The following is a 26563-nucleotide window of genomic DNA, read 5'->3' as shown; positions in this document are numbered from 1 at the left end:
GCGAGACTTGCTGAGCGCAGCGAAGCTAGTCGCAGCGGGGTGGGCCCTCGCAGCGCTCACCGCCACCCCCGCGCTCGCCCAGCAGGCCGACGACATAGTCGTCGCAGACTACAAGGCCGATCCCCACCTCATCACCGTAGTCGCCACCGGCAGCCCGCAGCGCCTCGACCAGACCGGCCAGCCGATCACCGTCCTCACCGCCGCCGATCTCGCCCGCCTTCAGGGCCCCGACATCACCCGCGCACTCGAACAAGTCCCCGGCCTCACGCTTAGCCGCAACGGCGGCCCAGGCGCGTTCACCGGCGTGCGCCTGCGCGGCTCCGATAGCGAGCAAGTCCTCGTCCTCATCGACGGCGTCCGCGCCGAAGACGTCTCCGCCCCCGGCGCCGGCTTCGATTTCGGCACGCTCACCACCGGCGGCATTGAACGCATCGATGTCCTGCGCGGTTCCAACTCGGTCACATGGGGCAGTGCCGCGCTCGGCGGCGTCATCGCGATCCAGACCCGCGAACTCAATGGCGTGGAAGCCGTGGCCGAAGGTGGCAGCCGCGGCAGCTTCGCGGGCGACAGCACCGCAGGCGTGAAGCGCGAAAGATACGCCCTCTCGCTAACCGGCGGCTACACCACCACCGACGGCGTCAGCGCCGCCGCCGTCGGCACCGAGCCCGACGGCTTCCGCCAGTGGCGCCTCGGCGGCAAAGCCCGCCTCGAACTCACTCCCGGCCTCTCGTTCGTGGCAAACGCCCGCTACGCCGATACCCGCACCGATATCGACGGCTACCCCGCGCCAGACTACACCTTCGCCGATACCCCCGAATATCAGATCACCCGCCAGCTCTCCGGCCGCGCCGGCCTGCGCTACGAAGGCGCGTGGCTTACCCTCAACACCGGTTTCGCCCTGTCCGATACCAAGCGCGATTACTACGACCCGACATTCGGAACCGCCCCCAGCTACGGCTACCGCGGCCGCAGCCACCGCGCCGATCTCACCGGCCGCGCGCAGCTTCCGGCCAACTTCGCGCTCGATTTCGGCGCGGACAGCGAATGGACGCGCTATTCCGGCACCTTCGATGCCCGCCAGACCGCGCGCCAAACCAGCGGCCACGCCATGCTCGGCTGGTATACCGATGCCGTCTCGCTCGCTGCTGGCCTGCGTTATGACGATCACAGCCGCTTCGGCAACGCCACCACCCTCGGCGCCAACGGCACGGTCAGGCTCACGCAAGGCCTGCGCCTGCGCGCCAGCTACGGCGAGGGTTTCAAGGCCCCCACGCTGTTCCAACTCCTGTCGGACTACGGCAACGCCGCGCTTCGCCCCGAACGCAGCCGCAGCTACGATGCGGGCCTCGAATACAAGGGCGAAACCGTCACTGCCTCGGTCACCGCGTTCCGCCGCGATAGCCGCAATCTGATCGCCTTCGTCTCGTGCTTCGGCCAGACCAGCGCGATCTGCACCAATCGCCCCTTCGGCACCTACGACAACGTCGGCAAGGCCCGCGCCGAAGGCTTCGAGGCCGAGTTCACCCTGAAGCCGGTTGCCGCCTTCACCGTGCGTTCGCTCTACACCTATACCCGCGCGCGCGATCTCGCGACCGGCAACGATCTTGCCCGCCGTCCCCGCCACGCGCTCACCGTCAGCGGCGATTGGGAGACCCCGCTCGCCCACCTCGCGCTCGGTGCGGACCTGCGCCTCACCAGCACCAGCTTCGATAACGCGGCAAGCACCGCCAAGCTCCCCGGCGGCGCGGTTGCCACGCTCCGCGCCAGCCTGCCGGTGCACGATCGCTTCACGCTCTTCGCCCGCGTCGAAAACGTGTTCGAAAACCGCCTCCCCACCGCCGCCGGCTACAGCGCCGTCGGTCGCGGTGCCTTCGCGGGCCTTAGAGTGAGCTACTGATGCCGCGCAGGCCCACCCCCAGCCCCTCCCACATGCGGCAGGGGAGCCCATTTCTTCTCCCCTCCCGCATGCGGGAGGGGCTGGGGGTGGGCCGCGCCGCAACACTCCTGCTCGCAGTCGCACTCACCGCCTGCACCCCGCAGCCCAAAAGCGAAACCCGCCGCGAAACCACCCGCATCCTCCCAACCATTGTCAGCCTCAACCCCTGCGCTGATGCAATCCTCGCCGAAGTCACCGCACCCGGCCAGCTGCTCGCCCTCTCGCACTACAGCGCCGATCCGCGTGCTGCCTCGATGGATGCCGCCACGGCGAGCCGATACCCCACCACGCGCGGCACGCTCGAGGAAGTCCTCGCCCTCCACCCGGACGTGGTGGTCGATGGCACTTTCGTCCCCCCCGCCACCGCCGCCGCCTACCAGCGCCTCGGCCTCCGCCTCGAAACGCTCGGCATCGCGGGCACGGTTGAGGAAAGCCGCGCCCAGATCCGCGGGCTCGCCGCGCTCGCCGGAAACCCAGCCAAGGGCGAAGCGCTGATCGCCCGCATCGATACCGCCCTCGCGCAAGCCACCCCCGCCGACCGCGCAACAATCCCCGCGCTCGTGTGGGAGCCCGGCGGCATCGTCCCCGGTGACAGCACCCTGATCGCCGAACTCCTCCGCCGCACCGGCTTCGCCAACTTCGCCGCCGCCCGCGGCCTCGGCCAGGCCGACCAGCTCCCCCTCGAACGCGTCCTCGCCGATCCGCCGCGCGTCATCCTCGCCGCCGGCTCTGATCGCGCCCTGAAGCATCCCGCGCTCACCCACCTCAAGGGCACCGCCCGCGCAGCCCTCGATCCGCGCCTGCTCTACTGCGCCGGTCCGACCATAATCCCCGCCGCCCAGCGCCTAGCCGAAGTGCGGCGCGGGCTGCAGTCCACCCCCAACCCCTCCCGCATGCGCGAGGGGAGCCAAGTCGCCCTTTCTTCCCCCCTCCCGCATGCGGGAGGGGCCGGGGGTGGGCAGCAGCAAACACAGCGCCCGCCGCGATGACCCGCCCCACCGCCCTCCTCATCGCCGCGCTGGCCATCGCCATCCCGCTCAGCCTCCTCGCCGGGCAGGTCTGGCTGAACCCGCTCGCGGCAGGCACCGGCTTTGGCGCTCCCAACGCGCTCGTCATCTTGGCCGAACTGCGCGCCCCCCGCGCCGCGCTCGCGCTGATCATCGGCGCAGGCCTCGGCGGGGCAGGGGCCGCCATGCAGGGCTACTTGCGCAATCCGCTCGCCGATCCGGGCCTGTTCGGCGTCGCCCCCACCGCCGCGTTCGGAGCCGTCCTCAGCCTCGCGCTCGGCCTCGGCGTGCTGCTTCCCGTCGCCGCCCTGCTCGGCGCCGCGCTTGCCATGGCCGCGCTCGCGCTGATTGCGGGCAATGCCAGCGGGCCCAACAGCACCACGCTCTTTGCGCTCGCCGGGCTGATGCTCGCCAGCTTGTCCGGTGCGCTCACCAGCCTCGTCATCAGCCTCGCGCCCAATCCTTTCGCCTTGAGCGAGATCGTCACCTGGCTCATGGGCAGCCTTGAAAGCCGCAGCTGGCACGATGTGCTGCTCGCCGCGCCCCCCACCGCGCTCGGCCTGCTGCTCCTCGCCCGCGCCGCCCCCGCGCTCGATGCGCTCACGCTGGGAGAGGAAACCGCCCGCTCGCTCGGCGTCAACCCCCGGCGCCTGCTCTGGCTGATGGTGCTTGGCACCGGCCTTGTCGTCGGGGCAGGGGTCGCCGCCGCCGGAATCATCGGCTTCGTCGGCCTCGTCGTCCCGCACCTGCTGCGCCGCCACACCGATCAGCGCCCCTCCAGCCTGATCCTCCCCAGCGCCCTTGGCGGAGCGCTGCTGCTGCTCCTCGCCGATTGCCTCTGCCGCCTGCTCCCCCTCGCGGGCGGAGAGTTGCGCATCGGCATCGCGCTCAGCCTCATCGGCGCGCCGTTCTTTCTGCGCCTGCTGCTCCAGTTCAGGAGCGAGCTTGCATGAAGCTGAGCGCCGCAAACCTCACCGTTCCAGGCCGCCTGACGGATGTTTCCGTCACCCTCCGTCCGGGCGAACTCACCGCCATCTGCGGCCCCAACGGCGCCGGCAAGACCACCCTTCTGCGCGTGCTTGCCGGTCTCGAACCCGCGCCCGTAAAGCTCGGTGAAACGCCGCTCGCAGGCATGGACCCGCACCGCCGTGCGCTGCAGATCGGCTACCTCTCCCAACATGCCGAGCCCGCGTGGAACCTCTCGGTCGAAGCGCTCGTCCGCCTCGGCCGCCTGCCCCACCGCACCTCGCGCGCCGAAGACGAAGCCGCTGTCGCTGCCGCGCTCACCGCGCTCGATTGCGCCCATCTCGCTGCGCGCGGCATCCACACCCTGTCGGGCGGCGAACGCGCCCGCGTCCTCCTCGCCCGCGTCCTCGCGGGAAGCCCGCAATGGATCCTCGCCGATGAACCGCTGGCCAGCCTCGATCTTGCCCACGCCGCCGCGCTGCTCCGGCATTTCCGCGCGCTCGCCGATCAGGGCACCGGTGTCGTCCTCGTCGTCCACAGCCTCGCCCACGCGATGAACCACGCCGACCGCGTCATCGTTCTCGATAATGGCCATCTCGCCGCAGATGGCCCGCCGCACGCGGCCTTGTCCGAAGAAGTGATCGAGCACGTCTGGCGCGTGTCAGCCCGGTGGACCGGCCCCGAAGGAGCCCGCGCCCTGTCGCTCTGAAGCCCTCGCGTGCTAAGCGGGCTTCAGTCCGCCTCGGGCAGTCGCCGCGCCTCGCTCAACGCCGCCGCGAAGTCCCGCGCAAAATGCTCGGCAAAATGGGCCCGTTCCCCGGCTTCCATCACCGGCTGCGCGGCATGCGGAGCATCGCCCCGGCAAAACAACCGGTCCGCCGGCGGCCTGCGATGATGGTCGTTCTCCTGCATGGCCCTGCCTTACACCCGTTGCCACACGCAGGTCTTGTATTCTCTCGACATGCCCTCCGATTAACCCCGCCTGCCAGTCCACCCGCCATTCCGCCCGCCAGTCGACGATGTGCGCGTCTGCACAACTGTCTCGATAATGGCGGCGGCCTGCAAATTGCGCTGCGTCTGCAAGCATAAAGCGAGTAAAAATACGCGTAATTACTGAGTCGCTGCTGTCTCGCAAACAGAGGCCTCGGCGCGGACAAGAAGGGAGAATCAAGCGATGCCTGCATTCACTGGCAATCCTGCGCCGCTCGTCGATGCTGATTTCGAACGCGCGGCCAAGTCTATTGGCTGCACCGTCGCTGCGGTACGCGCCGTAAACGATGTCGAAAGCCGCGGCGGTTTCTTTGCCGATGGCCGGCCCAAGATCCTGTTCGAACGCCACATCTTCCACCGCCAGACGGGCGGCCGGTTTGACGCTTCGCATCCGAAAATCTCGAATTCGTCGTCCGGCGGCTATATCGGCGGCCCTGCGGAGTACGACAGGCTTGCCGAAGCCATCGGCTGCGATCGGACCGCCGCGCTCAAATCGGCCAGCTGGGGCGCATTCCAGATCATGGGCTTCAACCACAAGGCGGCTGGCTTTGCCGATGTCGAAAGCTTCGTCGCCGCAATGATCTCAGGTCAGGGCGCGCAGCTCGATGCCTTCGTCAAGTTCGTCAAGTCCAGCGGTCTCGATGATGAACTCATCCGCAAGGACTGGGCTGGCTTTGCCCGTGGCTACAACGGCGAAGAGTACGCCAAGAACAAGTACGATACCAAGCTCGCCGCAGCCTTTGCCCTCCACAACGCGGGCGGTCCCCGCACCGAAAGCCCCCATCCTGTCCTGCGCATGGGCGATAAGGGCGCAGACGTGAAACTGCTGCAGGCTGCGCTCGGCCTCAAGGCCGATGGCGATTTCGGCCCCGCCACCAAGGCTGCCGTCATCAAGGTCCAGAAAGCTGCCGGCCTCTATCAGGATGGCATCGTCGGCCAGCAGACCTGGAACGCGATCCTCCACTGATGCGCAACCCCTCCCCGGTGCGGGGAGGGGCGCCGCCAACGCCTTTGCACCTCCCCGCCTTTGCGATGCCAAAGGGGGGAGGTGGCAACCCCGGGGGCTGATGGCGCGGCAAATCGGTCCGCACTGCCATTCCTTCCCCTCCCGCCACCTTGCGCATTTGCGCCTCACCGCCCACCTCGCGGAAATCCTCCGCGCGCCTCTTGCCGGAATCGAACAAATCTGGAACAAACCGGCACCATGTCCCTCAGCACCATTTCGATCCGCGGCGCGCGTGAGCACAATCTCAAGGGGATCGACGTCGATCTCCCGCGTGATAGCCTGATCGTCATCACCGGCCTTTCCGGCTCCGGCAAATCCAGCCTCGCGTTCGATACGATCTACGCCGAAGGCCAGCGCCGCTATGTCGAGAGCCTCTCGGCCTATGCGCGCCAGTTCCTCGAGATGATGCAGAAGCCCGATGTCGAGCATATCGACGGGCTCAGCCCCGCGATCTCGATCGAGCAGAAGACCACCAGCCGCAACCCGCGCTCCACCGTCGCCACGGTGACCGAGATCTACGATTACATGCGCCTGCTCTGGGCGCGCGTCGGCATTCCCTATTCGCCCGCCACAGGCCTCCCCATCGCCGCGCAAACCGTCACCCAGATGGTCGACCGCGTCCTTGCGCTCCCCGAAGGCACCCGCGCCTATCTCCTCGCCCCCGTCGTGCGCGGCCGCAAGGGTGAATACCGCAAGGAACTCGCCGAATGGCAGCGCGCCGGCTACACCCGCGTGCGCATCAACGGCGAACTCATGGCCATCGAAGACGCCCCCGCGCTCGATAAAAAGCTGAAGCACGACATCGAAGTCGTGGTCGATCGCATCGCCGTCAAGCAGTCCGACGAAGGCTTCCGCACCCGCCTCGCCGATAGCTTCGAACAGGCCCTCAAGCTCGCCGACGGCACCGTCTACCTCGATCTGGCTGACACGACGGTTGAGGCAGTGGGCGGCGCAGGTGAGGGGGCCGCCCCTGATCCCGCTCAGCCTGAGCCTGTCGAAGGCCCCTCGGCCAAGCGCAAGTCTGGCATGAAGAAAACCGGCCTCCCCGCCAACCGCATCGTCTTCAGCGAAAAGTTCGCCTGCCCCGTCAGCGGCTTCACCATCGAATCCATCGAACCGCGCCTGTTCTCGTTCAACGCTCCCCAGGGCGCCTGCCCCGCGTGCGATGGCCTCGGCGAAAAGCTCCTGTTCGACCCCCAACTCGTCGTTCCCAACGAGAACCTCAGCCTCAAGCAGGGCGCCGTCGTCCCCTGGGCCAAGTCCAACCCCCCGTCGCCCTATTACATGCAGGTCCTCGCCAGCCTCGCCGCGCATTTCGGCTTCAGCCTCGAAACGCCGTGGGAAAAGCTGCCGGGTGAGGTCAAGGTCGTCATCCTCTATGGCACCGCCGGCAAGGCTGTCCCGCTCACCTTCATCGATGGCAAGAAGTCCTACACCGTCCAGAAGGCGTTCGAGGGCGTCATCGGCAATCTCAACCGCCGCATGTTGCAAACCGAAAGCGCGTGGATGCGCGAGGAGCTCGGCAAGTTCCAGACGGCGCAGCCCTGCGAAACCTGCCACGGCGCCCGCCTCAAGCCCGAGGCGCTGAGCGTCAAGGTCGCGCTGGCAGACATCTCCAGCGTGACCCGCCTCTCGGTCGCCGCCGCCGTCGAATGGTTCGCGGCCCTCGATAGCCAGCTCACCCCGCAGCAGAGCCAGATTGCCAGAGCCATTCTCAAGGAAATCAACGAACGTCTTGGATTCCTGAACAATGTCGGCCTCGATTATCTAAACCTCGATCGAACTTCAGGTACGCTTTCGGGCGGTGAATCCCAGCGCATCCGCCTCGCCAGCCAGATCGGCAGCGGCCTCTCGGGCGTCCTCTACGTGCTCGATGAACCCTCCATCGGCCTCCACCAGCGCGATAACGATCGCCTCCTCATCACGCTCAAGCGCCTGCGCGATCTCGGCAACACCGTCATCGTCGTCGAGCATGATGAAGACGCCATCCGCACCGCCGATCACGTCGTCGATCTCGGCCCCGGCGCCGGCGTCCACGGCGGCGAGATCGTCGCGCAGGGCACGCTCGATGATATCCTGAACAACCCCGCCAGCCTCACCGGCCAATACCTCACCGGCGCCCGCCGCATCGAAGTGCCGACGAAGCGCCGCAAGGGCAACGGCCTCAAGCTCACCGTCCACGGCGCCCGCGCCAACAACCTGCGCGATGTCACCGCCTCCATCCCGCTCGGCACGTTCACCTGCGTCACCGGCGTCTCCGGCTCGGGCAAGTCCTCCTTCACCATCGACACGCTCCACGCCGTCGCCGCGCGCACGCTCAACGGCGCCCGCGTCATCGCCGGCGCGCATGACAAGGTCACCGGCCTCGAACACTGCGACAAGGTGATCGAGATCGACCAGTCCCCCATCGGCCGCACCCCCCGCTCAAACCCCGCGACCTACACCGGCGCCTTCACCCTTATCCGCGATTGGTTCGCCGGCCTCCCCGAATCCGCCGCCCGCGGCTACAAGCCCGGCCGCTTCAGCTTCAACGTCAAGGGCGGCCGCTGCGAGAAGTGCCAGGGCGATGGCCTCATCAAGATCGAGATGCACTTCCTGCCAGACGTCTACGTCACGTGCGAGGAATGCGAAGGCCGCCGCTACAACCGCGAAACGCTCGAGGTGAAGTTCAAGGGCCTCAGCATTGCAGACGTGCTCGACATGACGATCGAGGACGCCGAAGAATTCTTCAAGGCGGTCCCCCCCATCCGCGATCGCATGCACATGCTGAACGAGGTTGGCCTCGGCTACGTCAAGGTCGGCCAGCAGGCCACCACGCTCTCCGGCGGCGAAGCCCAGCGCGTCAAGCTCGCCAAGGAACTCGCCCGCCGCTCCACGGGTCAAACACTCTACATCCTCGACGAACCCACCACCGGCCTCCACTTCGAAGACGTCCGCAAACTCCTCGAAGTCCTCCACCGCCTCGTCGATCAGGGCAACAGCGTCGTCGTCATCGAACACAACCTCGATGTCATCAAAACCGCCGACTGGTTGCTGGACCTCGGCCCCGAAGGCGGCGTCCGCGGCGGCGAACTGGTAGCCGAGGGGACTCCCGAAGTGGTCGCCAAAAACCTCCGCAGCTTCACCGGCCACTACCTGAAGCCGCTGCTGAAGTGCTGACCATAAGCCCTCTCCCCCTCGGGGGAGAGGGTTGGGAGAGGGGGGCGGAAGCCCCCACAACACAGACCCATCACCCAAAAAGGGAGCCTCCGGCGGGCAAGGGCCACAGCCCTTGCACTTCACCAACCTTCTGCAATTTCGCGGTATGCACAAATCGGGAGTTTACTACAAAAGATTGTCCCTGAGGTCTCGATACAATGCAGCAGCACCGCTTGAGCCAGGTGGATATCTGTCCGTTGAGAAGTCGGTATCTTTCAAATCACTCTGGTCAAGTATGCGGCGGAATTGTTCTTTAGTTGGCACAGATGGACTGCTTGTGAGATGCAGATAGGCATCGCGAAGAAATCGGATTAGGCCATTAAAACCATTAGTTTTAGGAAGCACGGACCCCTTGCCAGTATAGTCCCAAGCTTCCGGCCAGCGCTCTTTAACGGCGTCAAAAAAATTAATAATAATTGCAAGGATCCTGTGATCTTCATCTTTTCGAAAAAAAGGATAAAAGATACGTCGCTCGAAATCATCTTGACCTCGATCTGGCCAGAAGCCAATTCGTCTACCAATATCTCTATCCTTTAGAGGATCTTTTGTAATTAATGGTAATATGCCTTTAACGACGGTAGCTTGCGAAAGAGTTTCTCCAAAAATTCCATCTGTCGCAGAACCCAGGCGCCGAATACGTTCGAAAAACGGGCTAGATTCTATCGAATTTAAATTTATTACAATTTCATGAGCGGTTTTTTCTGGACTTCTTCCGCGATCGAGTGAAAATAAATCATATACTAAGCTGCTGTTGACTCGGGTTTGAGCTAAATTAACCTTTGAAAATATCATGGCTTGAGTTCCTTCGTCAATGCCGACGAAAACATTGACTGAGAGATCCCAATTTATATTAGTTTCATCAAATGCTTTGAGTCGATGTTGTCCATCAATTATGCTTGCAATTCCTCGAAAAGGAATTTTTATTTCAGAATCTATTGGGTCCTCATAGGGCTTTAGAATGAGTTTTTGTTTTCCGTCGAATACAGAAAAGCTCGCGCACCTCTCATCTACCGAGATAACGATAGAGGTTGGAAAGCAAGCATCGAAGGTTCTTATGTAATCGCGAATCTTGGATACTCGACCTTCGTCAAGCTTTCGCTGAATCCCCATGAACTCTTTTTTGCCGCCGTTTTCCTTAATTTGTCGAAAATCAAACTGACAAATTTCTAGCAGGACTTGAGCAGGGACAGTGCAGCTATAGAAGGTTCCAACTTCTTGGGTTACTTCTAGAAAATCCAATTCTAGATTTGTTCTAAGCGTCATGGCTAAGAGCCTCGTACTTTTGGGCCATCGTGGTCGTGTCGCGACTAAAAATTTCGCCTGGCTCTGGCGGAGATATTTCGCAATAAAAAAGAAGAAGATAGTGGAATGCTATGAATAGAAAATAAAATCCAAAACTCAATTTTACCCAGAATGGATTAAATACGGTAGAAAAAGTTGGATCAACTCCGATAAATCCTGCAATCGGAAACATGCATATTAGGGCAATCACGCCGATGACTATGCGGGCGTTGTGGCGAGGGCGATCATCGCGCGCAAACGCAAGCCATACGACTGTGCCGAATAGTGAGGCTGCTAAAAGGTACATCTGTCCCTTTGAGACCAGGTCGTCAACATTAACTGAAATTGCGTCCGTTGATCGCGCCGATCTAACGAAGGCTGCGATAAGAAATGGCAAAATTGAAAAAACTACGCCTATAAAAACCTCTGCTAACGCTCTTGCGTGCGCCTGTGGGTTTGAGAAAAGGCGGCGGATCCAGTACATCTCTTATGCCCTCAAAAGTATCTCAGTTGTTTTTGTGCGGCCGCTGGATTTGCCACTGATCACAGAGTTGCGAGCTACAGAAGTAATTGCTCCGAAGCCATCATAAAGTGCCCTTACACTAGGATGATCTGCATTCGTCAGAATTACATGAGCTCCGTTATTTGTTGCTACCTGAATGCACTTTGCAAGACGCTCTTGATCTTCCCACGAAAAAATCGATTCATTATATTTTACAAATCCGTTATTATTATGTTTGACCGTATATGGTGGGTCAAGAAAAACAAGATCTCCAGACTGGGCCTCTTTAAGGGTATTTTCGAAGTCTGAGACTCGCAATTCAACTAGAGATAGGAGTCGAGAGGCCTCGATAAAATCGTCGTTTTCAGAATAAACGATTAATTTTGTGCCAATAGGAACATTAAATTTTCCAGATTTATTGAGTCTATAAAGGCCATTCCAGCATGTTCTGTTTAAATAAAGTGTGCGAACGGCACCATCTAGATTTGGAGTAAATTTTTTTGCACGTATTTGATAGTAAAAGTCTTTTGAGTGCTTGTGCTGATAAGATTTCAATTCAGCGCAGAATTTTTCAGGTTCATCTCTAATCCACCTGTAGAGATTGATAAGTTCGGGATTTACGTCGCTAAGCACCGCCTTTTTGGGTTCAATTGCGAAGAACGCAGCACCGCCGCCCAAAAATGGTTCGATCAATCGTTCAAACTTGGGGAGACTATCTATAAACTCGGCCGTGAAAAGCCAACGTTTGCCTCCAGCCCATTTCAGAAACGGTTTCATGATCTCCCCTTTCAGACTGTTCTAGCGGAGTACTGAAATTCCGCAATCCCGCGGTCTAAGATGATTTCTTAGGGGGACCTACCCCTGTCCTACAAACCCCCACCCATGCCACAGTGCGATCCCTTTTTGTTCCCACGGGAGTCGCACCCATGCCTCAGCACAACACCAGCGGTTTCGGTCGCGGCTGGATTCCGGTCGAGCGGGATATCGGCCTGCCCAATGATGTGAATCCCTTCGCTCCCCTCCCGTCTGCTGGAGGGCCAGAGAGCTATCAATGTGCGGGCGGGTTTGCGGAAGGCGCGGCATATGCTTCTGCCCACCCTAACCCCTCCCGCATGCGGGAGGGGCTCATGCTTGCGCGGCCGTTCACGGCGGAGCGGCGGGTGCGCTTTCTTCATCTGCTTGCCGGCACCGGCAATGTCCGCCGCGCGTGCCATGCGGTCGGCGTCTCGGCGCAGTCCGCCTATGTCCACAAGCGCCGCGATCCCGGCTTTGCTGCGGGCTGGGATGCCGCGCTGATCCTCGCGCGCGATGCGGCGGAGGAAGTGCTGGCAGAGCGCGCGCTCCACGGGGTGAGCGAGACGATCTTCTACCGGGGCGAGGCGGTCGGCAGCCGCACCCGCTTCGATGCGCGCCTGCTCCTCGCCCATCTCGCCCGGCTCGATCGCCACCATGAACAGGCCGAGGGCGCGGCAGGCATTGCCGCACGCTTCGATGAATACCTGGCCGAGCTGCACGAAGGCGCGCCCCGGTTCGAGGCGCCGTTTCACGATGCCGAAGCCCCGCCGCAGTGGTCCCCCGCGCACCCCACCCGCGATGAAGCGCTGCTCGAAGCGCGCGAACGCGTGCTCCATGGCTTCCCCCCGCGCTTCGAAGACCTCCCCGAAGAAACCCGCGCCGAACTCGAAGCGACCGGCCTCGATCGCTATGATGGCTGGTCCCACGCCGTCGCCCAAAGCCAGTCCGAAGCCGAACACGCCGCCGCCGCCACTTGGGACGAAGCCGCCCAATCCCGCCTCGCCGCGCTCGACGCCCTGTTCGAAGACGATGCCGAACCCGTCGAAGTCCTCGATCCTCCCCACTCTTGCGAAGCAGGCGGGGGAGAGGCCCGGACCCGGCCGATCCCCACTCCCGAACCCCCCATCGAAACCAAGTCGCTCCCATCCCTCAGGACTGTGTCAACCGTGTCAACTTGCCCCCTGCCGATCCGCCCGCTCCGGCAGCCCCCAACTTTCGTAAACGCCGGAATGTCAGCAATATTATGATATAGTATATCATTAGAACTGCCGTGACCGCTCTGCTATCCGCGCCGCAACCGCAGGAACCCTGTCAGGAGCCCGGCACATGCCCCGCCTCGCATTCGCGTCCCTCTCGCTCGCCGCCGCGGCGCTCTGCGCGTCTGCCGCCCATGCCCAGATTGCCGGCCCGCCGCCCCCGCCGCCAACCTGGGTGCTCACCGTCGGCGCCGCGCCGATTGTCGCGCCGGTGTGGCAGGGCTCGCGCGATTATGCGCTGTCGGTGTTCCCGGATATCCGGGTGAACTACAAGGACGTCGCCTTCTTCTCGGTGCAGGAAGGCCTCGGCTGGAACGCGGTCAACCGCGATGGCTGGAAGATCGGCCCCATCGCCCGCATCCGCTTCGGCCGGCGCGAGCAGACCGGCGGCTCGCCCTTCCTCATCACGGGCGGCAGCGAGGCCCTGCGCGGCTTCGGCAACATCGGCGTCGCGGCGGAATTCGGCGGGTTCGTCCAGTACAGCCCCGATCGCCGCCTGGCGCTGCGCACCGAAGTGCGGCAGGGCACCGGCGGGCATGAAGGCGTGGTGGCCGAACCCTCGATCCGCTTTGCCGATCGCGCCGGGGCGTTCCGCTACTCGCTGGCGCTGCGCTCCACTTTCGCCAGCCGCAATTACACGCAGGTCTATTTCGGCGTGACCCCCGAACAGGCCGCCCGCGCCGGTCTGCCAGCATACAGCACCGGCTCGGGCCTCGTTTCAGCGGGTGTCGGCGGCACGCTCACCCGGCCGCTCGGCAGGCGCGGGCAGCACGGCGCGATCACGTTGCTCGCGGGGTATGACCGGCTCGGCAATGTGGCGGCGAACAGCACGCTGATCCGCGAACGCGGCCGCCGCGATCAATTCACCGCCGGCCTGTCCTACGGCTACCGCTTCACCTGGAAGTAGCGCGCGGCCTGCGGGCGCGGTAGGGTGAGGCGTGATCCGTCCTCCCCTCCCGCTTCTGCGCAGCGCCGTGCTGGGCGCGCTGCTGCCGCTCGCGGCACGGGCCGAGCCGGCGCTGATCCTGCCCCCGCCGGTTTCGCCGCCGCCCGCCGCCGCCGCGCCCGATCCGGCACACGAGGATGCCATGCGTTGCCTGACGCTGGCCGTGGCCTACGAGGCGGGCAACCAGCCGCTGGCTGGGCAGGAGGCGGTGGCCGAAGTCGTGCTGAACCGACTGGCCCACCCGGCGTTTCCCAAGTCCGTCTGCGGCGTCGTCTGGCAGGGCTGGCGGCGCGGCGCGGGCTGCCAGTTCACCTTCGTCTGCGATGGCGCGCTGCTGCGGCGGCTCGATGATCGCACCATCCGCGCTGCGCAAGCCGTGGCGCAGGCAGCACTCGGCGGCGATGCACCTCGCCGCGTTGCCGGGGCGCTCAACTACCACGCGGCCTATGTCCAGCCAGCGTGGGCCGCCACGCTCGATCCGGTTGGCCGCATCGGTGCGCACTTGTTCTACCGTCCGCAGCCCGGTGGCCGCGCGGAGGGCGCCGCCACGGCAGGACAGCCTGTGCTGTGGGAGGCTCCGGACCACGATCTGATCGCGCGGGTCTGGGCGCGCTACCGCGGCGTCGGGGAGGGGCCGAGCGCGGCGGTGCTTCAGTCCGAGGCTGCGCCGCCGCCACGTCCGTTCGCGCCGTGGGGCCTGCCAGTGGCGCTCAGTTGCCCCAGCGCACAACGTAGGGCTGGCGGGGCTTGCCCGTAAGCTGCACCACCACGCGCCGCTGCGCCTGTGCGCCGCCGGGGCCGCGCGCCATGGCGATGATCGTCACCACGCGCCCGCTCCAGTCTGCCGGATCGGTGATCGGGAAGGCAGGCCGCTGCCCGGCAATTTCACGCCGCCGCTCGATCACATCGGGCGAATTGCCGTCGCCGTCGTTCATCACCTGGATCGCCAGCGGATCGGCATAGCGCTTGTCGAACGCTGTGCCGTTCACCTCCACCGTCGCGATCCGGCTCATCCGCTCGACCAGCGCCGGGGTGAAACCGCGGATGTCACCCAGTTCCTCCACGCTCACCGGCGGCCCATTGCGCGCGGCGTAGCCCTGCGCGCGGTAGGCCCCCGTCTCCGCACCCTCGCGGCGAGGCTCGTCGTCCTGATCGATCCAGTCGTCGAAGCTGTCGCGCAGCACGTTCACCTGCCGCTGCGACAGGCCCAGCGCGGTCATCAGCCAGCCGATGTTCTCGCCGTCGATGCGGTTGACCATGATCTTGCCTGCCTCATCCTCGATTCGGATGGCGACTGGCACCGCGTTGAAAGTCTCGTTGTACGTCCGTCCGTCGATCGACCACCGCGCGCCCAGCCCGGGGCGGGTGAGGTTCGCCAGCGCGATGGCCACGCCTGCATCCGCTGCTGCGGAGAGCCGCGCTGCGCTGGCTTCCGCCTCAAGCGTATCGAGCCGCGCCGCCGTCGCCGCTGCCGCGCCCGCCGCGACTGCCGCCATCACGCCGATCCCCGCCACCACTGCGAGCATGGCATAGCCGCGTTCGTGGCGGGGCAGGCGCTTGGTCACGGGATCTTGCCCTTGGTCTTGAACGGTTCGACCGACTGGATCTTGGCGCGCAGTTCCTCGGTGATTGCGGTGAGGTCATCGGGAGTGCGCAGCACGTGCGGCTTGATCAGGATGATCAGCTCGGTCCGCTTCTGCGAGTTGTCGTTGTTCCCGAACAGCAACCCGCCCAGCACGGGAACGCGGCTGAGGATCGGCAACCCGTTCTTCCCGAAGCTCTTGCTGTCGCGGAACAGTCCGCCGAGCGCGATGACCTGCCCGTCCTGCACCGAGACAGTGGTGGCGACGCGGCGGGTCGTGATTGTCGGCGAGTTGGCGACGCCGCTCTTGGTCGGCTGTACGTCGCTCACTTCCTGGGAGACATCGAGCAGCACCGCCCCGCTGGCGTTTACGCGCGGGGTGATCTTGAGGATCACGCCGGTATCGCGGTACTCGACCGTGTTGGCGGAGAGCAGGTTGCCCGTGCTGCTGCCGCCCCCGAGCGGGGTGACCTGCTGCGCCAGCACCGGGACCTGATCGCCCACCTGCAGAGCCGCTGTCTGGTTGTTGAGCACCATCAGCTTGGGCGCCGAAACGACCTTCACCGTGGTGCGCTGCTCCAGCGCGTTGAGCGTCGCGCTGATGTCGTTGTTGTTGGAATAGAAATAGGAGAAGCCGGGGAACGTGCGCGTCGGTGTCGACGTGGTGCCTTCGCTTAGCGCGAAGTTCGATTGCCCGGTCTGGAAGTTCCACTGCACCCCGTAGCGCAGTCCGTCGTTGAGCCCGACCTCGGTGATCGCGGCCTCGATCATCACCTGCACCGGCGGCACATCGAGCTTGCGCAGCGCGTCCTCGAGGATCGCGTAGTCATGCGCCGATCCGTAGACGACGACGGCGTTGTTGATCTCGTCCGCCGAGATGCGGACCTTGAGCCCGGTGCCGCCGCTGTCCGGCGCGCTGGTGGACTGCTGCGGCGGGGGAGGCGGCGGCTGGCGGCTGGGTCCGGTCTGACCCGGACCGTTGTCCGGCCCGTTGCTGCGCTGATCGGTGGCGAACGGATCGGGGTTCTCGGCGAGGCTGCTCGCGCCGCCGATGCCGAACGTGGTGTTGATCGTCTTGACCAGATCGCGCGCGCGGCTGTTCTGCACGCGGTAAACGTAGAGCCGCGCCTCGTTGCTGGTCCCCTCGCGGTCGAGCACTTCGACCCAGCGGCGCACGTCTTCAAGGTACTCCTTCTGCGCGCTGATGGCGATCACGCCGTTGATCTTGTCCATCCCGATCAGCCGCACGAGCCCGCGCGTCGGCGCGTCTGGCGCGTTGATGAGCTTGTCGAGCTCGGGCACGATCAGGCGGCTGTCGAGGTGCTGCGGCACATAGAGCGCAAACGACATCGAGCGCAGCCAGTTGACGTCGAACTGGTCGATCACACTGTGCACGGACTTGCGCTGGGCCTCGGTCCCCGCGATCACCAGCGCGTTCTGCGTGGTATCGAGCGACTGCACCGCGCCCGGCACCACGGTATCGAGCAAGCGCCGCAGTTCATCGGCATTGGCGAATTGCAGGCGCACAGTCTCGCTGCCGAACCCGCGATCGGCAAGGAACTCGGTGCCACGCGCCTTTGCGGCGTCCACCGTCATGATGCGGTAGCCGGTGCCTTCCCACACCATCGCGAGACCCGCCTTCTTCAGCGAGGCCTCGAACAGATCGAGCAACTGCTGCCGGCTGACCGGGCCGGCCGTTGTCAGGCTGACATCGAAGTCGCCGTCCTCGCTCACGGTGTAGGGAATGCGCAGCGTATCGCGCAGCACGATCTGGGCGAGCGTGCGCACATCGGCGCTGGGGATGGTGAACTCGATGTTGCCTCTTGGCGCGGTGCGCGTGCTCTCGCCGCTGGGCAGGGTGGGGGCCGGCTCCGTGCCGCCGACAAGCGCGGTGGCCACGCCTTCTGGGCGGGCTGCGGGCGAAGGCGGCGTTACAGGTAGTCCGCGTTCGACCGGCTGCACCGCTGCCCTTGGCGCGCAGGCCGTGGTTGCGGTGAGCGCGAGCGCCGAGAGGCCGGTCAGCAGGATCGTGTTGTACTTACTCACTGTTGCTCTCGCTCTCGCTGGAAGCTGCGTTCAATCCGCCCGCTGGTGCGCTGGCGCCAAACCCGATGTGCACGGACATGACACCCTTGCGGAACCGGGCGCCATCGGCCTCGATCCGCAACAAGTGCCAGCCCCGGTAACTGCCGCCCGGCGCCATGCGCAGCACGCGGCCGCCCTCGTCGCGGAGCAGCAGCGCCTTTGCCCGGCCGACCTGAACGCTGCCGAGCACGAAGGTGCCGTCCAGCGGCCCGACCGGCCTTGGCGCCAGTCCTCCGATTTCGTCCGGTACTGTCCGGCCAAGGCGCAGCGGGGAGAATAGCGAGGGACGCGCGGCAAGGTCTGGTGCGCCGACTTCGGCAATCATCGGCAGCCGCCGGTCCGGCGCGCGCCAGACGCCGAGCGCCGGCGGCACCGCAGCGCCTTGCGGCAGGCCAAGCTGCAGCGCTGCTCCCGCCAGCAGCACCAGCGCGAGGCCCGCAGGCAGCAGCGCACCGTTCGCCCTATCGGGCCGGTACGAAAGGAGCTGTTGCTTCAAGTCTGACATCGAGCAGATCCGATCGGGAATTGGTCAGGGCATCATCGGCGATCACGGTCAGGCGATCGACCGCGAGTGCAGGCTTCAGGGCGTTGAGGCCGGCAAGCAGATTGGCGAGTTGCGCGTGGCTCATCCGGGCATCGATGGCCGCGCGTGCCCAGCCCGGTTCGGCAGGCACGGCCTCCGAGGCCTTGATATCGCCGCCGGCATCCTGCGCCGCGCTCTCCAGCCTTTCGCGCAGGGTCTCGCCCGCTTCGTCGCCATCGGGGGCGGCCATGAACAAGCTGCGCAATTCGCCCGCTTGCCGCTCCGCTTCGGCTTGCAGCGCATTCAGGGAGCCGATGCGCTGCTCGTTGGCATGGAAGGTCTGCACGAGAGCATCACGCCGCGCGGCCCGCTCGCCAAAGCCGGAAACCACGGGGCCGATCACCACGATCAGCACCAGCGAGACCGCCAGCACAAGGATCAGCAGCGCCACAAGCTTGCGTTCGCGGGGCGATAGCGGCCTCATTCGCCGTCCCTCCCGCGCGGGATTAGCACCAGATCGAAGGGCCGCCCCGTTTCGGTCTCGGCCAGGGCTTCCGCGCGGTTGGCACGCACGCTGGCGAAGAGGCCCGACGCCTTGAGCGCGGAGACGACGTTCACGCCCGGCGCTGCATAACCTGAGAGGTGCAGCGTCTTGCCATCCCACTCGAAGCGCTGGATCCATGCCCTGTCTGGCAGCACGCTGCCCACGGCCGCCATCAGCCGCAGCGGCGGGTGCTCGGTGCGCTTGGCATTGAGCGCCTTCACCAGATGCGCGTTGCCGATCACCCTGTCCTCGATCCTCCGGACCGCGTTCAGGGCCGGGGCCTGCGCATCGACAAGCGCTTGCAGGCGGCTGACCTGCTGCTGATCGCGCAGCACGGCCGTGCCGATGTTGACGAGCAGCAGCACCGCCACCACCGTCCACCAGAACCGCGCGGCGGCAGGGCGCGGCGGCAGCAGCCCCGCTGCGCGCATCGCCGGGGCCAGATCGAAATCGAGCTGTTCGCCGCCAGCATCGAGCGGTCCGATGCGAGCGGGGGAGACGCCTGCCGCAAACGCCGCCTCGGCAATTTCGCGTGCGCGAACGATCGGCAGCGCGCCGACCTGCACGCGCACCATATCGACCGCCGCTCCAGCCTCGTCGGCGGGCCCCAGCGTGCGGATGCCGATCACGATGCTATCCGCGGGCACGGGCATGATCCGATCGGCATCGAGCGCGATCAGCGCGGCAAGATCGGGTAGCGGCAGGCGGGGCAGGCTGAGCGTTCGCACAAGGCACAGCTCGTGCGGGATCACCAGCGTATCGACGCCCGCGCGGCTGGCCGGGGTGACGGCGCCGTGTTCATAACGGTGCCATGCGGTCAGGTTCCGCCCTCGGACCAAGCCTGCCGGCAGCAGTCCTTCCAGTTCGCGCACCCACCAGTCGAACCCGCTGCGCGCCATCCGCGCGAGCGTTGTCATGTCCGCATTGAGCAGTTCGGAGAGGTTCATTGGGCCTCCCCGCAATCGAGGCTCTCGCGGCCATCCTCGCAAGCAAGTTGCACGCCGCTCATCGGGCGCACCATTAGCACCGGCCACACGCGCGCATCGCCCTGAGCAAACCCGAGCCGGACCCGCACCAGTTTCGGCGGCTGGGCGCGGTTCTGCCAGCGATCCTGCCACACGTCGCGCCCGGTCACGCGGTCGGTGCCGTAGTAAGCGATCTCGAGCAGTTGCACACCATCAAGGAGCGGCGCAGCGTTCCAGCCCTGAACGGTTGACGCGTGGAGATCGAAGCCCGCCAGCAGCGGTGCGGTATAGAGCATCAATTCGCCGCGCGCGGTGCGGCGCAGGCGCAGTGCCTGCAATTGATGTGCGCCGTCTGCGGCAAGGCCGGGCGCGGTGAATGTCACTTCATCGCGCTGACCGGTCATCGCGATCGTATCGCCAAGCCCGCGCGGATCGACCAGCGTGCGCATCTGTTCGAGCCGTGCGCGAAGCAGCGTCTGCGCGGAGACCACCTGCTCGACCCTTTCGGCCTGCCGCCGCGAGGAGCCATCGAGCCGGGCGATCAGGTTGACCACGCCGGCGATCAGCGCGGAGATCATGGCGAACAGCGCCAGCGCCACCAGCATTTCGGCGAGCGTGAACCCGGCCTCGCGCCGAGCCGTGCGGGGAAGGGCGGCCGCGCTCATTGCTGTGCCTTCAACGAAGTCAGCCGGGCGAGCGTGCGGCCAGTGACGGCGTCGCGCACTTGGACATGCACTGTCTGGAGCGCGAGGCCGTCTGTCGCTCCGTCCGCATAGGGCTCGCTGGCGATCGACCATGAGAGGTGTCCATCGCTGCCGTGGGGGGAAATGGGCGAGCCAGACCCCGGCACGCTGGCCGCCGCAAGCACCGAGCGCGCAAGCAGCAGCGCCTGTCGCTGCTCGGCGGCAACGGTGGCGGTGCGGCCCATTTGCCAGACCGTATCGAACACCAGCGCCGCCATCAGGGCAGCAATGGCCAGCGCGACCAGAGCTTCGACCATCAGGAAACCGCGCTCGCGGGGATCCGGTTGCATCGCTCAGCCCCCGTTTCCGGTGAGCAACTGACCGCCCGCGCGAGCAATGGCGAAGGCGGTCCGATCCCGCCCGGTGCCGAACACAACCTGTCCGCCCGTGGTGCTGCCATCGGGATAGAACAGGATGGCTTGCGGCTGCAGGGCGAGCGGCTGCGAGCCAGTAGATGTGATGGCGATCCGTCGCGTCCCTGCGATCACAAGCGCGCCGGTGTCCGCGCTGAGCGAGACTGGCGCGCCGCTGCGCCGTGCCGCCGAGCGAGCCGCTTCGACCGCACCCGAAACCTGCTCGCGCGCCAGTCGTTCCCGCACGGCAAACCGCGCCGTCTCGAGCTGCGGATACAGCAGCCCTGCGATCAAACCGGTGATCGCCAGCACCACCAGCATCTCGAGCAGGGTGAAGCCGCTCGCGCTGTCAGGTGTGCGGGGAAGGGGGGCGGCGCGCGGCATGGCTTACCAGTTGCCGAGGTCCTTGGCCTCGCCGCTGCCGCCTTCGGCATTGTCCGAACCCAGCGTGAAGACGTCGACCTCGCCGTGCTTGCCGGGCACGGCATAGCGATAGGGATTGCCCCATGGATCGGTCAGCGCCGCCGTATTGGGGAGGTAAGGCCCGCGCCAGTCGGTCATGGCCGGCGGCTGGGTGACGAGCGCCTGCAGCCCCTCCTGCGCCGACGGATAGCGCCCTGCATCGAGCCGCAGCAGCTTGAGCGCAGCATCGACGTTCTTGACCTGCACCGCCGCAGTCTCGCTTCGGGAGCTCGACAGGTACTTGATCACCTGCGGCCCGACGATCGCATAGAGCAGGCCGAGGATGGCGAGCACCACCAGCAGTTCGAGCAGCGTGAAGCCGTTGCGGGTAGGGACGTGCTTCGGGTTGTTCATTGGGCCACCGCCAGATCGTTGAAACCGAGGATCGCCGAGAGGATCGAGGCCACCATGGCGGCGACGAGCACGCCGAGCGAGACCACGACGACGGGCGTCGCTACCGCTATCACGCGCTCCAGCTGCACTTTCACCTCGCGGTCGAGCACTGTGCCGAGCCGTTCGAGCATGGGGCCGAGCTGCGAGGTCTCCTCACCGGTGCGGATGAAGCTGAGCGCCATGGCGGGAAGCACGCGCCGCTCCGCCAGCGGTGCGGCGAGGCCGCCGCCCTGCCGCACGATATCAGTCACTTCGCCAAGCCCTGCGTTCATGTGACGATTGCCAACTGTGCGGCGAGCCAGAGCCAGCGCGCTCGGCAGCGGCACGCCGCCTTCGATGAGTGCGCCAAGGCTGCGCGCGAAGCGCACCGTCTCGATGTTGCGGACGAGTCCGCCGATCTTCGGCACATCGAGTACTGCGCGGTCAACCCATGCCCGGTTACTTGGCCGCGCCAGGGCTGCCCGCGCGGCGAGTCCTGCGGATCCGAGTGCGGCGAGGAGCAAAAGTCCTTGCGCGCGGACGAACTGGCTCGCGCCCATGACGAGAAGCGAGGCGGCGGGGAGCTTGCCCGGCGGGGCGGAGGCGAACAGCCCCTCGAACTGCGGCACCACGAACAGCAGCATGAGGAGGATCACGCCGAGCGCGATCACCGCCAGCACCGCGGGATAAGTCATCGCCGAGGCGATCTGGCGGCGCTGCTCATTCGCTTGCTCCAGCATCTGCGCAAGCCGCGTCAGCGCCTCACCGAGCTTGCCGTTGGCCTCGCCCGCTTCGGTCATCGCGGGCGCCAGGCTGGGGAAGAGATCGGGATGCGCAGCGAGCGCGGCGGAGAGCGGCTTGCCTTCGCGCACCGCCACCAGAACTTCGGCAAGACGGAGGCGGAGGCCCGGATGGGTGATGTTTTCGACCGCGATACCAAGCGCGCGGTCCAATGGCAGACCCGCCTGCAGCAGCACGCCGAGTTCGGCAAAGACATTGGTAACGAGGCGGGACGGTGTCTTCCCGCGCCGCTGCCGGGAGGCGGTTGCGCCCGGTTTCGGCTGGGCAATCTCGATCGGGCGCATGCCCGATTTGCGCATGGCCGCTATCGCATCATCGCGGCTTGCAGCTTCGATCTGGCCGGAAACGGCAGCGCCGCTGGCGGCAAGCGCCCGGTACTGGAAGGTCGCCACCCGCTCAGTCCTCGCTCGCGACGCGCAGCACTTCTTCGAGCGCGGTGAGGCCAGCCCGGGCCTTCGCGATGCCGTCTGCGCGCAAGGTGCTATAGCCCGCAGCGGCGGCTGCAGCGGCGATCGCACGCGTATCGGCCCGGTGCAGGATCAGCCCGGCCATGTCGCGGTCGATCCTGATGAATTCGAACACCGCCATGCGGCCGGAATAGCCTGAACCCTTGCAACTCGGGCAGCCAATCGGACGATAGAACACCGGGGTCTCATCCGGCGCAGCAGAGATGCCGAGCCGTTCGATCAGCGCCGGATCCGCCGCATAAGGCTCGCGGCAATGGGGGCAAAGCCGCCGCACAAGTCGCTGCGCAAGGACGCCCGTCAGCACCGATGAGAGCAGAAACGGCTCCACCCCCATGTCGAGCAGGCGGGTGACCGCGCCCGCCGCAGTGTTGGTGTGGAGTGTCGAGAGGATCATGTGGCCGGTGAGCGCGGCCTGCACCGCGATCTGCGCGGTCTCGGCATCGCGGATTTCGCCGACCATCATCACATCCGGATCCTGCCGCAGGAACGAGCGCAGCGCGGAGGAAAAGCTGTAGCCAATGGCGGGATTGACCTGGCTCTGCACGACGCCGGAGAGCCGGTATTCGATCGGGTCCTCGATCGTCATCAGTTTGCGCTCGGGCGCGTTGAGATGGGCGAGTGCGGCGTAGAGCGTGGTCGTCTTGCCCGAGCCGGTTGGCCCCGTGACGAGGATGATGCCGTGCGGCTGGGCCAACGCGCCGAGGAATTGTGCTTCGAGATCAGCATCGAAACCGAGAGACTTGGGATCGAGAGCAAGGTTTGCCCGGTCGAGGATGCGCATGACGACGCTTTCCCCGTGGATCGAGGGCGCTGTCGCGACGCGCAGGTCGATCTCGTGCCCGCGGACCGTCAGGCGCAGGCGCCCATCCTGCGGCAAGCGGCGCTCGGCGATGTTAAGGCCTGCCATGACCTTGATGCGGCTGACCACCGGCGCGCGCATCGCGGGCGGCTTCGACAGCATGTCGCGCAGCAGGCCATCGATGCGAAAGCGCACGGCGAGCCGGTCTTCAGTCGGTTCGAGATGGATGTCGGAGGCGCGGGCATCAACCGCATCGGCGATCAGGCGGTTGACGGCGCGGATAACCGGCGCATCGCTCACAAGGTCCTTCAGTCGCTCGAGATCGCCCTCGTCGACTTCGTCCTCCACTTCGATCGCGGCATCTGTCCGATAGAGCCGGTCAATCGCCGCATCGATATCGCCGCCGCGCGCCACGCAGCGTTCCACCCGCCGCCCGGTGGCAAAGGCAATGCCTTCCACCGCCTCCCGGTCGAGCGGGTTGGCCATCGCGACCACCACAACCGCGCCATCAATGCGGAGCGGCAAGGCTCTGCGGTCGCGCAGGAACGGGGCTGAAACCTCGGGAACGGTTGCAGTTTCCGCCGGGAAATCGGCAGCTTCGACCAATGGCAGTTCGAGTGTGCGGGCGAGGGCGCCAGCCAGCGCGTCCTCGGAGATCAGGCCGAGCCGGGTGACGATCTTGTCGAGCGTCTCGCCGGTTTCGGCCTCAACGAGCCGCGCGCGCGCCAGCGCTTCCTCGGGCATCGCGGCTTCGCGGCGCAGGATCGCCATGAGCGACGTAGACGGATCGGCGGTCATTGCGGCGCTTGGCATGGGCTGAGGATGGGCTCTGTCGATGTCCGCATTCCCGGCACTATCCATGCGAAACGTAAAGGAATTGCCGGAATCGGCCACCGATCATCGCGCCCTGCGCAGCATGCCGCACCATCCGCACGAGGCGAGGCGGAGACCGTGCGCGGCCAGTGACATATCCATTCCCAACACGCGCACCTTGTTACCCCATCATCGGCGCTGCTTCGCATCGAAACTTGGCCGAAAACGCACCTTTCCGCAACATAAGCAAACGCCTCCAGCCATTGGGGTGCTGCGCCGGTTCTGTTGGTGGAAGATGTGCTGTCCTCCTGCACCACAATCCGTGCCCATGACTCGGGGAGCTGCGAGGTGCGGGCCGGAAGAAGCAAGTGAGGCCGCTCTGGACGAGACAGGCCCCTGAAGGCGGCTCAGTCGCCAGCGCTTCATCAAATATTTACCATACTGAACTAGGGTTGGGCCATCACTTCCCTGCTGTGCAGGTGAGCGTTACCTCCCTCTTCCTGGCGGCGGTGGCTCCGGCTTCCGCCGCCGTTTTTCAATCCGCGCCCTTTGCACCGAGTGTGCGGATCACGCCGTTGATCTCGCTTGCGGGGATCGCGCCCTCGGTCATGGCGATCGCGCCCGTGCGATTGTCGCGCACCACGATGGCGGGCGTGCCAGTCACGCCAGCGGCGGTCGCGGCGTTGAATTCCTGCCCGAGCAACTGGATCGTATCCTGCGAATGTACGCAGGTATCGAGCGCGGCCATATCCTTCACACCCGCCTCGCGCGCCAGCGCTTCCACGCTGGTTCCAGCGGTGGCAGGCAAGCCGGCGCCGTTGGTCCCGGTCAGTTCCATGTATCGATCGAGGAAGCGGTAGTAACCCGCCGCGGGGGCCTGCCGGCTGACGCAGATGGCCGTGGCTGCGGCAACGAACGCTGCCCGGCCGTGCATCGGCAGGGGGAGCAGCCGGACCGCAAGGTTCACCCGGCCTCCGCTCGCATCAACGACCTTCTCGGGTGTGCGGCCCAGCATCTTGCAGTAGGGGCATTCCGGATCGAGCCAGACGATGACGCTGAAATCGCTGGCGGGCTGGCCATAGACCGGTTCGCGCGTGGCATCGACAGGCGCCACCGTTCCTGCCTCATGCCAGATCGATCCTGCATCGGCCTGGGCTGCTGCCGACGATGCAGCGAGCGCTGCGAGTGCGGACATCGCGATCAACGGGCGGGTAAGGACATGGCGGAAACGAAGCATCGGCGAGCCTTTGGCTGAAACGGTGAAACGGGTGTGACAGCGCAGAAAATCGCCAATCGCCGCAGAGCATAGGCCCCGAATTCGCTCTAGGCAATTTGGTGAGAGGTTGTATACCCCGGGATATAGCTTGCTGGAGTTCTCCTTGCCCAATCTGCTGCGCCGCCTTCGCCAAGGCCTTGCTTTTTGCCTGCTGCTGCTGACCGCGCTGGCTGCTCCGGTCCACGCGCAGGCGCGCGGTCCGCTCGTGCTGGCAGCCTCCAGCCTGCAGGAAGCGCTGACCGCCGCGGCTGACGGCTGGGCGAGGAAAGGTCACCCGCGCCCGGTCCTGTCCTTTGCGGCATCTTCGGCACTTGCCCGCCAGATTGCGGCGAAGGCCCCGGCCGATCTGTTCTTTTCCGCCGATCAGGAGTGGATGGACTATATCGCGGCGCGCAATCTCATCGTCTCCTCGACGCGGGCCGATCTGCTGACCAACCGCCTCGTCATTGTCGCGCCGGTCAAAAGCAGCGTCAGCCTCGCGGTGCGACCGGGCTTTCCGCTCGCCGCCTCGCTCGGCGGCGGTCGGCTTGCGCTTGCCGATCCCGATGCCGTTCCTGCCGGACGCTATGCGAAGGAAGCGCTGACCAAGCTCAAGGTCTGGCCGAGCGTCGAAGGCAGCCTGGCGCGGGCGGAAAACGTGCGCGCCGCTCTGGCGCTAGTGGCACGCGGTGCGGCGCCGCTCGGCATTGTCTATGCCACCGATGCAAGCGCAGAGAGTTCGGTGCGCGTGGCGGGCTGGATCCCGGCGGCGACCCATTCGCCGATCGTCTACCCGCTTGCCCGCCTTGCCGCTTCGGCCAACCCGGAAGCCGAGGCCTTCCGCCGCTATCTGATTTCGGCTGAGGGCAAAGGGATCTTCCGCCGCTATGGCTTTGGCACGCGCTGAGCAGACCAA

General features: G+C 65.5%; 26 protein-coding genes. 10 read left to right on the top strand and 16 right to left on the bottom strand.

The genetic code is table 11. From position 1 onward, the window contains the following. Window positions 1-7: 7 nt before the first annotated feature. The 4 genes from NSE01_RS04365 (at window position 8) to NSE01_RS04350 (ending at window position 4618) form a co-directional block, all read left to right on the top strand. The gene (locus tag NSE01_RS04365) at window positions 8-1897 is read left to right on the top strand and encodes a TonB-dependent receptor plug domain-containing protein (RefSeq protein ID WP_246135026.1); all 1890 of its coding nucleotides are present in this window, start codon (window positions 8-10) and stop codon (window positions 1895-1897) included. Between the two features lie 86 nt (window positions 1898-1983). Further along, window positions 1984-2925: an ABC transporter substrate-binding protein gene (locus tag NSE01_RS04360; RefSeq protein WP_246135025.1), complete on the top strand. Its 942-nt coding sequence runs from the start codon at window positions 1984-1986 to the stop codon at window positions 2923-2925. Beyond that, window positions 2922-3896 carry a FecCD family ABC transporter permease gene (locus NSE01_RS04355; RefSeq protein WP_147158417.1) on the top strand — a complete coding sequence of 325 codons (975 nt, stop codon included), beginning with the start codon at window positions 2922-2924 and terminating at the stop codon, window positions 3894-3896. The genes NSE01_RS04360 and NSE01_RS04355 overlap by 4 nt, the downstream gene beginning before the upstream one ends. Further along, the gene (locus tag NSE01_RS04350; protein ID WP_147158416.1) at window positions 3893-4618 is read left to right on the top strand and encodes an ABC transporter ATP-binding protein; all 726 of its coding nucleotides are present in this window, start codon (window positions 3893-3895) and stop codon (window positions 4616-4618) included. Before NSE01_RS04355 ends, NSE01_RS04350 begins: the two co-directional genes overlap by 4 nt. A gap of 23 nt (window positions 4619-4641) precedes the next feature. Here the strand turns inward: NSE01_RS04350 and NSE01_RS04345 are convergent, their stop codons facing one another. Continuing rightward, entirely contained in the window at window positions 4642-4821 is a 180-nt protein-coding gene (locus NSE01_RS04345) for a hypothetical protein (protein ID WP_147158415.1), read from the bottom strand. Between the two features lie 262 nt (window positions 4822-5083). Between NSE01_RS04345 and NSE01_RS04340 the strand changes: the two genes are divergently transcribed. Both NSE01_RS04340 and uvrA read left to right on the top strand, forming a co-directional pair. Further along, on the top strand, window positions 5084-5866 hold the full coding sequence (locus NSE01_RS04340) for an N-acetylmuramidase domain-containing protein (RefSeq protein WP_147158414.1): 783 nt from the start codon (window positions 5084-5086) through the stop codon (window positions 5864-5866). Window positions 5867-6103: 237 nt separating this feature from the next. Next, window positions 6104-9064, top strand: coding sequence for an excinuclease ABC subunit UvrA (uvrA, locus tag NSE01_RS04335; RefSeq protein ID WP_147158413.1), 2961 nt, complete (start codon window positions 6104-6106; stop codon window positions 9062-9064). Window positions 9065-9229: 165 nt separating this feature from the next. Here uvrA and NSE01_RS04330 read toward each other — a convergent pair whose 3' ends face one another. From NSE01_RS04330 to NSE01_RS04320, 3 genes are read right to left on the bottom strand one after another with little or no spacing between them, the layout of a single operon-like run. Further along, window positions 9230-10366, bottom strand: a complete 1137-nt coding sequence (locus tag NSE01_RS04330; protein ID WP_147158412.1) for a DGQHR domain-containing protein — start codon at window positions 10364-10366, stop codon at window positions 9230-9232. Continuing rightward, window positions 10356-10868 carry a hypothetical protein gene (locus NSE01_RS04325; protein WP_147158411.1) on the bottom strand — a complete coding sequence of 171 codons (513 nt, stop codon included), beginning with the start codon at window positions 10866-10868 and terminating at the stop codon, window positions 10356-10358. Before NSE01_RS04325 ends, NSE01_RS04330 begins: the two co-directional genes overlap by 11 nt. Before the next feature lie 3 nt (window positions 10869-10871). Beyond that, window positions 10872-11663, bottom strand: coding sequence for a DNA adenine methylase (locus NSE01_RS04320; RefSeq protein ID WP_147158410.1), 792 nt, complete (start codon window positions 11661-11663; stop codon window positions 10872-10874). 350 nt (window positions 11664-12013) lie between these two features. Between NSE01_RS04320 and NSE01_RS04315 the strand changes: the two genes are divergently transcribed. From NSE01_RS04315 to NSE01_RS21485, 3 genes are all read left to right on the top strand, one after another. Further along, a complete protein-coding gene (locus NSE01_RS04315) occupies window positions 12014-12928 on the top strand; it encodes a hypothetical protein (RefSeq protein ID WP_147158409.1) in 915 nt (304 codons plus the stop codon). 79 nt (window positions 12929-13007) lie between these two features. Next, entirely contained in the window at window positions 13008-13844 is an 837-nt protein-coding gene (locus tag NSE01_RS04310; protein WP_147158408.1) for a MipA/OmpV family protein, read from the top strand. A 31-nt stretch (window positions 13845-13875) separates the two neighbouring features. Further along, window positions 13876-14640, top strand: a complete 765-nt coding sequence (locus NSE01_RS21485; RefSeq protein WP_246135024.1) for a cell wall hydrolase — start codon at window positions 13876-13878, stop codon at window positions 14638-14640. Here the strand turns inward: NSE01_RS21485 and NSE01_RS04300 are convergent. The 12 genes from NSE01_RS04300 to NSE01_RS04250 form a co-directional block, all read right to left on the bottom strand. Next, on the bottom strand, window positions 14594-15448 hold the full coding sequence (locus NSE01_RS04300; protein WP_147158407.1) for a type II secretion system protein GspK: 855 nt from the start codon (window positions 15446-15448) through the stop codon (window positions 14594-14596). The two genes, NSE01_RS21485 and NSE01_RS04300, sit on opposite strands and share 47 nt — an antisense overlap. Further along, complete coding sequence (gene gspD, locus NSE01_RS04295) at window positions 15445-17511, bottom strand: type II secretion system secretin GspD (protein WP_147158406.1); 2067 nt, start codon at window positions 17509-17511, stop codon at window positions 15445-15447. Before gspD ends, NSE01_RS04300 begins: the two co-directional genes overlap by 4 nt. Further along, on the bottom strand, window positions 17504-18055 hold the full coding sequence (locus NSE01_RS04290) for a hypothetical protein (protein ID WP_147158405.1): 552 nt from the start codon (window positions 18053-18055) through the stop codon (window positions 17504-17506). The genes gspD and NSE01_RS04290 overlap by 8 nt, the downstream gene beginning before the upstream one ends. Then, on the bottom strand, window positions 18012-18557 hold the full coding sequence (gene gspM, locus NSE01_RS04285; RefSeq protein WP_170233760.1) for a type II secretion system protein GspM: 546 nt from the start codon (window positions 18555-18557) through the stop codon (window positions 18012-18014). Before gspM ends, NSE01_RS04290 begins: the two co-directional genes overlap by 44 nt. Beyond that, window positions 18554-19564 (bottom strand): PilN domain-containing protein, encoded by a 1011-nt coding sequence (locus tag NSE01_RS21150; RefSeq protein WP_170233759.1) that lies wholly within the window; start codon window positions 19562-19564, stop codon window positions 18554-18556. The genes gspM and NSE01_RS21150 overlap by 4 nt, the downstream gene beginning before the upstream one ends. Then, window positions 19561-20247 (bottom strand): PulJ/GspJ family protein, encoded by a 687-nt coding sequence (locus NSE01_RS04280; protein WP_170233758.1) that lies wholly within the window; start codon window positions 20245-20247, stop codon window positions 19561-19563. The genes NSE01_RS21150 and NSE01_RS04280 overlap by 4 nt, the downstream gene beginning before the upstream one ends. After that, window positions 20244-20615, bottom strand: a complete 372-nt coding sequence (locus NSE01_RS04275) for a prepilin-type N-terminal cleavage/methylation domain-containing protein (RefSeq protein ID WP_147158402.1) — start codon at window positions 20613-20615, stop codon at window positions 20244-20246. The genes NSE01_RS04280 and NSE01_RS04275 overlap by 4 nt, the downstream gene beginning before the upstream one ends. 3 nt (window positions 20616-20618) lie before the next feature. Further along, on the bottom strand, window positions 20619-21062 hold the full coding sequence (locus tag NSE01_RS04270) for a pilus assembly FimT family protein (RefSeq protein ID WP_147158401.1): 444 nt from the start codon (window positions 21060-21062) through the stop codon (window positions 20619-20621). Between the two features lie 3 nt (window positions 21063-21065). Further along, on the bottom strand, window positions 21066-21494 hold the full coding sequence (gene gspG, locus NSE01_RS04265) for a type II secretion system major pseudopilin GspG (RefSeq protein ID WP_147158400.1): 429 nt from the start codon (window positions 21492-21494) through the stop codon (window positions 21066-21068). After that, complete coding sequence (locus tag NSE01_RS04260) at window positions 21491-22705, bottom strand: type II secretion system F family protein (RefSeq protein ID WP_147158399.1); 1215 nt, start codon at window positions 22703-22705, stop codon at window positions 21491-21493. Before NSE01_RS04260 ends, gspG begins: the two co-directional genes overlap by 4 nt. A gap of 4 nt (window positions 22706-22709) precedes the next feature. Further along, on the bottom strand, window positions 22710-24377 hold the full coding sequence (locus tag NSE01_RS04255; RefSeq protein ID WP_246135023.1) for a GspE/PulE family protein: 1668 nt from the start codon (window positions 24375-24377) through the stop codon (window positions 22710-22712). A 550-nt stretch (window positions 24378-24927) separates the two neighbouring features. Beyond that, window positions 24928-25629 (bottom strand): DsbA family protein, encoded by a 702-nt coding sequence (locus NSE01_RS04250; protein WP_147158397.1) that lies wholly within the window; start codon window positions 25627-25629, stop codon window positions 24928-24930. 142 nt (window positions 25630-25771) lie between these two features. Here NSE01_RS04250 and modA point away from each other — a divergent pair, with 142 nt between their 5' ends. Continuing rightward, window positions 25772-26554: a molybdate ABC transporter substrate-binding protein gene (gene modA, locus NSE01_RS04245; RefSeq protein ID WP_147158396.1), complete on the top strand. Its 783-nt coding sequence runs from the start codon at window positions 25772-25774 to the stop codon at window positions 26552-26554. Window positions 26555-26563: the final 9 nt, after the last annotated feature.

The organism is Novosphingobium sediminis, assembly GCF_007991615.1.
Lineage (GTDB): Bacteria > Pseudomonadota > Alphaproteobacteria > Sphingomonadales > Sphingomonadaceae > Novosphingobium > Novosphingobium sediminis.
Note: the sequence above shows the minus strand (reverse complement) of the source record. Positions and strands in the feature narration are given on the sequence as shown.